This window comes from Acinetobacter sp. M5A5_2a, from assembly GCF_053345265.1.
This window is the reverse complement of the sequence record NZ_JBKEZV010000014.1, coordinates 97,397-106,355: the sequence shown is the minus strand read 5'-3', so window position 1 is coordinate 106,355 and position 8,959 is coordinate 97,397. Positions and strand designations below refer to the sequence as shown.

Genomic DNA, 8,959 nt, shown 5'->3' with positions numbered 1-8,959 from the left:
AACTAGCTCTTTAATTTGAGCCGCTTTATCTGATTCATCCAAAGCAGCAACTAATTCGATTGGACTTTCTAAACGTTCTAGGTAAGCTTTTAATTGAGTTTTAATGTTTTGATCTAACATCTGTTTTTACTCCAATGCATCCAAATTCTTTCAATAGATGCATAGTACGTTAAAACATAAAATAGGTAAAACAGTATGTTTTTATAGATTTAATCGGTTTTTTGAATGTAATGTGGTACTCATAAACAATATCAATAATTTAAAGCGGTAATTTGTCTTTAAGTGTCCTTTATTACTCTTTTTTATCTTTTAAAGTGAAAGTATTTAAAAATTTATATATGTTATATGGCTGTAAAGATTTTATGTCATAACATTAAAAGGTACTTTCATGTCATTGCAACGCGGCATTTATCAGCATTATAAAGGTAATCTCTATCAAGTTTTTTCTGTGGCAAAACACAGTGAGACTGAAGAGGAGCTAGTCGTTTATCAGTGTCTTTATGGTGACTATTCAACTTGGGTGCGTCCACTAGATATGTTTACTGAAACGGTTCAAGTGGCTGATGGAAGTATCGTACCGCGGTTTAAGTTAATTCAAAGCACTTAACTTAAATGGCTGTCATATAAAATAACGAGTTTAAAGGGTGAATAGATGCCAAATACTTTTTTCTTACAAAGAGTTGCAGATTTATATGACACCTTTAAACGGCATGATGCCCAGCAGGCAGATCGCTTGCTGCGTTATCGCAATATTGAGGCTGAGTCTGCAAAACTATTGTCGCAATTTATTCGTATGCAGCAAGCCAAGGCTATTTTAGAAATCGGTACGTCAACGGGTTACTCAACTTTATGGCTAGCTGAAGCCGCTCAGGCAACTGGTGGGCAGGTGACTACAGTTGAAATTGATGCAAAGCGAAGTGATGAGGCGAAACGCTATGTTGCTGAGTTAGAGCTTAGTGAAATCGTTCAATTTTGGGTAGGCGATGCAGCTGATTATTTAAAAGAAGCGCAGGAAACGTTTGATTTTATTTTGTTAGATGCTGAGCGTCATGCTTATGAGAATTATTGGCCAGATTTAAAACGTCTGATCAAGCCAAAAGGTGGCGTACTCATTATTGATAACGTCATTTCACATGCTGCCGAAGTAAAATCATTTCTGGAACTAATTAAAAATGATCAAAACTTTATGAGCAGTATTTTGCCGGTAGGCGCTGGTTTATGTATGGTGATTCTAAAGTAGGTTCACTTTCTTTAGATATTCTTGCCGATAAGCTTGCGGACTACAGCCCTGTACTTTATTAAATGCACGGGTGAAATTGGCAGGATTGGAATACCCCAGCTCATAGGCAATATGGGTAATGGTAAAGGCAGAATTCTCTAATAAATCAATGGCACGTTCAGTGCTGATCTGCTGCTTTAAAGCATGAAATTCAACACCTTGTTGCTGCAAATAGCGTTGCAACGTTTTGGTAGAAATGTTTAAGACTTTGGCACATTCCATTAGGGTTGGGACTTGATTGGCTTGTCGTAGCATCATGCTGACCCATTCCACAATTTCACCTTGATGATAGATCTTTTGGATTTGTTCCTGACAGCGTTGCTCAACTATTTTTAAACTATGCGCGTCAGCTAAAGGCAAGGGCAGTGCCAATTGTTGCTGATCAATCACCACGCGTATACCCGAAAGCCACGTATAGTTAAAGTGGAAATTGGCTTTCACTAAGGATACGTAACGTTCTTGATAGCTCGGCTCTGGAACACTCAAATATACTTGGTAGCGTTGTAATTGCTGACCTGCCAATTCTAACAGGCTGTAGTAAAACGCCACGGTAATCGCTTCAATATGAAAGGCCAAACATTGCTTATTCATCTGCAAAATCGGTTCGAATAATAGTTCAACCTTTTGCTGATTGGTTGGAAATCCAATACTTAGCTTAAAACTCGGCATAATCAGTCTAAAATATTGTGCAATCAGCCTAAGTGCATGTTCCAAATTAGGACTAGTCATTAGCGCATAGCCCACTAGACTATGTGAGCTGAGTTTTATATTTTTACCCAGTTCAAAGGCCAAATCTTGAGTATTGGGCAGACTCAAACCAATCTCAATGAATTGTTCAATTTGTTGAATCGATAATAATTCTGTTTTTGCCAGTTCTTGCTGCAACACCACCAACAAATCATTATCGTATTGATGTGTGCTGATTAAAATTTCAATCAGCCGTAAATAATAACGTGATGGAATAACAGGGATCTGTTGCTTCTGCACAAGAAAAACTCAGTAAAGTCTTAAAATGATAATAGCAAGTCTTGAAATGATAATATAGAGAAGCTATGAAGGAACACAATCAATTCAAGCAAAGCATTTTGTGTTTGATTGGAGTTTCTAATGAATATGCATACTCAACTGGATGTCGAGCAAGCGACAACAACATTTAAAGATAAAAAACGTCATTTATGGCTATTGGGTTTGGCTGTACCGACCATTGCAATGGGTGGCCTAGCGGGCTATCAATTTGGTCCTAAAAAAACTAAAAAGTTCTTCGCTTCATTTGGGCCATTATTTATTCATGGTGTTATTCCTGCATTGGATAAATTGATTGGGGAAGACACAGAAAATCCGCCATTAGATGCAATCGCCGATTTAGAAGCTGATCCGTATTACGCTCGTATTGTTAAACTTTTTATTCCTCTGCAATACGCGACCAATATCTATGGGGCATATTTAGCCAGTCGTAAAAATATACCTCTTGCTGATCAGGTTTTACTGGGAACTTTGGTGGGAATGGTCAATGGAATTGCTATTAATACTGCCCATGAACTTAGCCACAAGAATGGACAGCTTGAACATTATTTATCGCATTTAGCTTTAGCGCCATCGGGTTATAACCATTTCCGAATTGAACACCCTTATGGACATCACCGTCGCGTTGCGACACCCGAAGACCCAGCATCTTCACAATTTGGTGAAACCTTCTGGAAGTTTTTGCCGCGTACCGTAATTGGTAGCTTTAAATCGGCAATCGAAATTGAAAAGAATCGTTTAGAACGTAAGAAATTGCCTTTCTTCTGTAAGGAAAATGAGCTGATTCATGGTTGGGCGATGTCTGCTGTGTACCATGCAGCCATGTTTGCGAAATTTGGTACGCGTTCCATCCCATTTCAAGTTACTCAAGCCGCTTATGCAGTAACTTTGTTTGAATCGGTGAATTATATTGAACATTATGGTTTAAAGCGTGCAAAGAAAGAAAATGGCCAATATGAACGTACTTTACCAGAGCATAGCTGGAACAATAATAATGTGGTGACCAATTTGTTCTTGTATCAATTACAACGCCATTCAGATCATCATGCCAATCCCACTCGCAGCTTTCAGACCTTACGTCACTTTGAAGATGCGCCGCAATTACCAGCAGGTTATGGTGCAATGATTTTGCCTGCATTTATTCCATCTTGGTGGTCAAAAATTATGGATGATCGTGTTGTCGAGCACTATAAGGGCGACCTCAGTAAAATCAATATGCATGTTGATGTGAAGGAAAAAATGCTAGAGAAATATATTGAGCAAAATAACGCGGCTTAATAGCCAAAAGATATAAAACAGATCAGCCCCAGCGGGCTGATTTTTTATGATTAAGCAGAAATACGGAGTCTGTTAAAATGCAGATCAAACTCAAGATATTTGTGAACAAATGCAGTTTTATCATTGGTACGTAACAAATTATTGTAGATAAACTCTGGAACTGGATGGTAGAGCTCACCTGAGCCATTGCTATAGAAAATTTTTAAATAGCGTGAAGAAACATCATATTTCCAAGAGGTTACAACAACAGATTTTTCCATATAACTACTCCTACTTTTGTTTGATCTTTTAATACATATATAAAACTCTTTTGTTTCATCATTTGACAGTACTCTAAGTTAAGCAGGCTGACAATTCATAAATGAATATTGCTATAAATTTATAAGTATAAGAATTGTAAAAAATTAGCTATAAAATTTTGGTGTGGAGTAGGGCTTAGATTTATAAAAATAACCAATAAAAAAACCACCCTAAAAAGGGTGGTCTCAGACGTATTGGTCTAATCTAAAAAATTAGATTTTACCAACTAGGTCGATAGATGGAGCAAGAGTTGCTTCGCCTTCTTTCCATTTAGCTGGGCAAACTTCACCTGGGTGAGCGTGTACGTATTGAGCAGCTTTTACTTTACGAAGAAGTTCAGACGCATCACGGCCGATACCGCCAGCGTTAAGTTCAACGATTTGGATTTTACCTTCTGGATCGATAACGAAAGTACCGCGGTCAGCTAAGCCTTCAGATTCGATAAGAACGTCGAAGTTTTTAGAAAGAGTCCAAGTTGGGTCACCAACTAATGGATATTGAATTTTTTTGATTTCTTCAGAAGTGTCGTGCCAAGCTTTGTGCGTGAAGTGTGTATCAGTAGATACAGCATAAATTTCAACACCAAGTTTTTGGAATTCAGCGTAGTTGTCCGCTAAGTCACCAAGTTCAGTTGGACAAACGAAAGTGAAGTCAGCTGGATAGAAGAATACAACAGACCACTTACCTTTAAGGTTAGTTTCGTTAACTTCAACAAATTGGCCGTTGTGGTAAGCAGTTGCTTGGAATGGTTTAACTTCAGTATTAATCAAGCTCATCATTGTCTCCATGATTGAGGTTTATATTTAAACTTGTTTACGAGATGTAGAATAAATAAAAATTCTTTATTGGGGAAATAGTATTTTTACATGACTAAAATCGGAAAATTGAATAAGTGATAAATTTGCGATTTTTAAGTCCCCAAATACTGTACTCGATTTGACTGCAAAAACATGTAAATCAAATGACAGTTATAGTAAAAGAAACTTGCCTAACAACATGAAGTCTCGTTAGTGAGAATTCAAGGGTAAAATGTAAAAAAATTAAAAATATATCAAAAACCAATTGTTTTACCTTATGCACATTAAAGCGTAAAATAGCGGATTGTTGTATTTTCAGGAAAGTTTGTTTGTGCAGAATGGTTTAAATATAGATCAGTGGGTGATGGCAAGAGATCGTCACCGTTTAAATCGTTTACGTAAAGATAAAAAAGCCAATACAGCAGAGATTGAAAAATTATTTGAACAATCTAATGCCAAAGTAAGACAGCGCTTTGCACGTTTACCTGAAATTAAACTAAATCAGGAACTACCGGTTTCTCAATATGCTGACCGCCTAATTGATGCAATTCAAAAGCATCAGGTCATTATTGTGGCAGGTGAAACAGGTTCCGGTAAAACCACTCAGCTTCCCCAAATTGCAATGTTAGCAGGTCGTGGCTTAACAGGTATGATTGGTCATACACAGCCACGCCGTTTAGCTGCCCGTAGTGTGTCGCAGCGTATTGCAGAAGAAGTCGGCGAAAAGCTTGGCGAGTCGATTGGTTTTAAAATCCGATTTAATGAACAAGGTTCGCAAGATTCGATTGTTCGGTTAATGACCGACGGTATTTTACTTGCCGAGTTAGGCAATGATCGTTTCTTGTCTAAATATGACACGATCATTATTGATGAGGCGCATGAACGCTCACTCAATATCGACTTTATTATGGGCTATTTAAAGCAGTTACTGCCAAAACGCCCAGACCTTAAAGTTATCGTGACTTCTGCAACTTTAGATGTAAATCGTTTTAGTAATTACTTTAATGACGCACCAATTTTTGAAGTTGAAGGGCGTAGTTATCCTGTTGAAGTGCTTTATCGTCCAATTTCAGAGATGAATATTGGCGGAAGTGACGACGATGAGTTTGATGATTTTGAAGAAAATCTACCACGTGCAGTGGTACAAGCGGTTGAAGAATGTTTTGCCGATGCCGAAGCAAAAGGTCATCCTGAACATGCCGATATTCTGATTTTCTCAAGCACAGAGCAAGAAATTCGTGAATTACAGGAAACCTTGCAAAAGTACGGGCCAAGACATACCGAAATTTTACCTCTATATGCGCGTTTAGCTGTTTCTGAACAACAAAAGATTTTCAGTCCAGGCGGTAAAGGTCGTCGTATTATTATTGCGACCAACGTAGCCGAAACAGCGCTTACTGTTCCAAATATTCGCTATGTAATCGATAGCGGTTTTGCTCGTATTTCTCGTTATAACTATCGATCACGTGTACAACGCTTACCGATTGAAGCCATTTCCCAAGCTGCTGCCAATCAGCGTAAAGGGCGTTGCGGTCGTATTGCTGCCGGTGTCTGTATTCGTTTATACAGCGAAGAAGACTTTTTAAGCCGTCCAGAATTCACCGAACCGGAAATTAAACGAACTAATTTAGCTTCCGTTATTTTGCAAATGCAAAGTTTGGGCTTAGGTGAGTTAGAAAACTTCGATTTTATTGAACCGCCAGATTTCCGTCTTGTAAACGATGGTCGAAAGCTCTTGATTGAGTTAGGGGCAATGAATGAGAAGAAAAATGAGCTAACCAAAGTCGGGCAAATGATGGCACGTATGCCGATTGACCCACGTTTAGCGCGTATGATTATTGGTGGTGCACATTTTGGTGTACTCAAAGAAATCTTGATTGTGGTGAGTGCTTTAGCGGTTCAAGATCCTCGTGAACGCCCAGCAGACAAACAAATGCAGGCTGACCAAAAGCATGCATTGTTCAAAGAAGCAGATTCAGATTTTCTGTTTTATTTGAAACTTTGGGATACTTTAAATCCTAAAGGTGAAGTAAGTATGTCTGAAAATAAACGACGTCAGTTTGCTAAGGAGAATTTTTTAAGTTGGTTGCGTTTACGTGAGTGGAAACAAACGCATCAGCAATTAGTTGAATTAGCAGAAGGTTTAAAACTCAGCTTTAATGAAAAAGATGCAAATTATGAAAATTTGCATCGTGCGTTGCTGACAGGGTTACTTTCTTTCATTGCCAATAAAACAGATGAACGCAATACCTTTATGGCAGTGCGTCAGCAAAAGGCAAAAGTTTTTCCGGCAAGTACTCTGCACAAAACCAATACCTCGTGGGTGATGGCTTTCGAAATGGTCGAAACGTCGCAGGTATATTTACGTACTTTGGCCAAAATTGATCCTGAGTGGATTTTGCTCGCTGCACGTGACTTGTTGAAATATCACTATTTTGAACCGCATTGGTCTAAAAAAGCCGGTATTGTAAATGCCTACGCGCAAATTTCTTTGTTTGGTTTAATTATTGAGCCAAAACGGTTAATTAATTTTGAAAAAGTTGATCAACCTGCTGCACATGAGATTTTCTTACGTGATGGATTAACTACAGGTAATTTGGGTACGGTTCCACCATTTTTAAAACACAACTTACTTAAGCTTGAAGAAGTAGAGCGAGTTGAAGATAAATTGCGTCGTCGTGATTTAGTGGTTGATGAAGAAACAATTTATCAGTTCTATGCCTCTAAAATTCCCGAAGAAATTGCAAGCCGTCGTAGTTTTGAAGACTGGCGAGCGACCGTAGAAGCAAATAATCCACGTTATTTATTTGTTGAGGATGATGCGCTTTGGCTCAATGATCGACCAACAACGCAGCAATTTCCAGATCATCTGCATAATGGGCAGCTACGTTTAGCGACGACATATCATTTTGACCCAAGCCATGACGAAGATGGCGCAACTGTTCAGATTCCTGTTCAGGCACTACCTCAAGTTGATGAAAATATCTGGTCATGGGGAATTCCGGGCTGGCGCCAAGACTTAATTGAGGCTTTACTCAAAGCGTTACCTAAAGACAAGCGTCGTAATGTGGTGCCTATTCCTGATACAGCTCGTAAGCTCATGCAGGGTATTGATGCAGTACATTTAAGCGAACATATTTTTAGTTATTTAGCTTTTGCCTTACGTGGCGAGCAAATTACAGATAAAGATTTCTCGTTTGAACGCATTGACCCATATTTGGTACCGTTCATTAAAGTCATTGATGAAAAAGGTAAATTGATTGCCAAAGGTCGTGATCTGCCAGAGCTAAAAGCACGTTGTCGTGTGGAAACGCATCGTCCAGTAAAACAGCAAAAAGGTGAGTTTAAAAACTTCCCTGACAACTTTACTTTTGAGGCTTCACACAAGGTCACAGGTGTTGTTGTGAAACAATATCAGGCTTTAGTGCCGACCAAAGCTTTTGCTGAAACTGATGCTAAAGATGATTCTGGTATTGTCATACAAACCTTTAATGATCAGGCTGAAGCCATTAAACAGCATCGTGAAGGTATTATCCGTCTGGTACACATGCAACTTGGTGACTTGGTTCGTCAATTGAAAAAGCAGATTTCAAAACCGCTTGCTTTAGCTTACTCACCTTTGGGCGATAAAGCTAAACTTGAGCAGATGTTGGTCTATGCAACTTTACAAATGGCAATTACAACTCTGCCAATTAATGCAGATGAATTTAATAAACTGCTAGAACAGGTCAAAAAGCAATTTTTGAGTTATGGTCAGCAGGCTCTTGAGCAATTGAGCGAGATTTATATTCAATGGCAGCAAATTCGCCGTCAGCTTTTGGTGCTTGATCCAGAGATATTTGGGCGAAGTATTGATGATATTGAAGATCAGCTAGATTTAATGTCACTTGGCAATTTTGTTTATTGCCAGCCTGTCGATCTTTGGCAGGAATACCCGCGTTATTTGAAAGCGCTGCTATTGCGTTTAGACCGATTGCCCAATAATCTACAGCGAGATCATGCAGCAATTGACGATGTCGATCCATGGATGGACAAGGTGTTTAAATTGAAAAATGATCCTAAAGTCAAAGAATTGTATTTGATGTTGGAAGAGTTTCGCATTTCTTTATTTTCCCAACCGATGAAAACCAAGATGCCTATTTCACCAACTCGACTGCAAAAGTTATGGGATCGTTTGGGAATCAGTTAAAATAGATATGGGTCTGTTTATGTTGTTTTTAGCGAACAACGCAATTTATAAATGAAAGATTAACAGACCCTTTTCATTTTTTTAGGAGTTTTA

The 8,959-nt window shown here is 38.6% G+C and carries 7 protein-coding genes; 4 read left to right on the top strand and 3 right to left on the bottom strand.

The window, feature by feature from the left end:
- Positions 1-388: 388 nt before the first annotated feature.
- Together ACLBWE_RS17845 and ACLBWE_RS17840 are read left to right on the top strand one after the other, a co-directional pair.
- The gene (locus tag ACLBWE_RS17845; RefSeq protein ID WP_003652655.1) at positions 389-607 is read left to right on the top strand and encodes a DUF1653 domain-containing protein; all 219 of its coding nucleotides are present in this window, start codon (positions 389-391) and stop codon (positions 605-607) included.
- Between the two features lie 45 nt (positions 608-652).
- A complete protein-coding gene (locus tag ACLBWE_RS17840) occupies positions 653-1,240 on the top strand; it encodes an O-methyltransferase (RefSeq protein WP_447604157.1) in 588 nt (195 codons plus the stop codon).
- On the opposite strand, the gene ACLBWE_RS17835 is transcribed toward ACLBWE_RS17840, so the two are convergent.
- Positions 1,232-2,266, bottom strand: a complete 1,035-nt coding sequence (locus ACLBWE_RS17835; protein ID WP_447604156.1) for a helix-turn-helix domain-containing protein — start codon at positions 2,264-2,266, stop codon at positions 1,232-1,234. The genes ACLBWE_RS17840 and ACLBWE_RS17835 overlap by 9 nt on opposite strands.
- A 120-nt stretch (positions 2,267-2,386) precedes the next feature.
- Between ACLBWE_RS17835 and ACLBWE_RS17830 the strand changes: the two genes are divergently transcribed.
- Positions 2,387-3,580 (top strand): alkane 1-monooxygenase, encoded by a 1,194-nt coding sequence (locus tag ACLBWE_RS17830; protein WP_447604155.1) that lies wholly within the window; start codon positions 2,387-2,389, stop codon positions 3,578-3,580.
- Positions 3,581-3,630: 50 nt separating this feature from the next.
- Here the strand turns inward: ACLBWE_RS17830 and ACLBWE_RS17825 are convergent, their stop codons facing one another.
- Together ACLBWE_RS17825 and ahpC are read right to left on the bottom strand one after the other, a co-directional pair.
- A complete protein-coding gene (locus ACLBWE_RS17825) occupies positions 3,631-3,840 on the bottom strand; it encodes a KTSC domain-containing protein (RefSeq protein ID WP_004793625.1) in 210 nt (69 codons plus the stop codon).
- 252 nt (positions 3,841-4,092) lie between these two features.
- The gene (gene ahpC / locus ACLBWE_RS17820; RefSeq protein ID WP_003652649.1) at positions 4,093-4,656 is read right to left on the bottom strand and encodes an alkyl hydroperoxide reductase subunit C; all 564 of its coding nucleotides are present in this window, start codon (positions 4,654-4,656) and stop codon (positions 4,093-4,095) included.
- Between the two features lie 352 nt (positions 4,657-5,008).
- Here ahpC and hrpA point away from each other — a divergent pair, with 352 nt between their 5' ends.
- On the top strand, positions 5,009-8,866 hold the full coding sequence (gene hrpA, locus ACLBWE_RS17815) for an ATP-dependent RNA helicase HrpA (protein ID WP_447604154.1): 3,858 nt from the start codon (positions 5,009-5,011) through the stop codon (positions 8,864-8,866).
- The last annotated feature ends 93 nt before the right edge of the window (positions 8,867-8,959 follow it).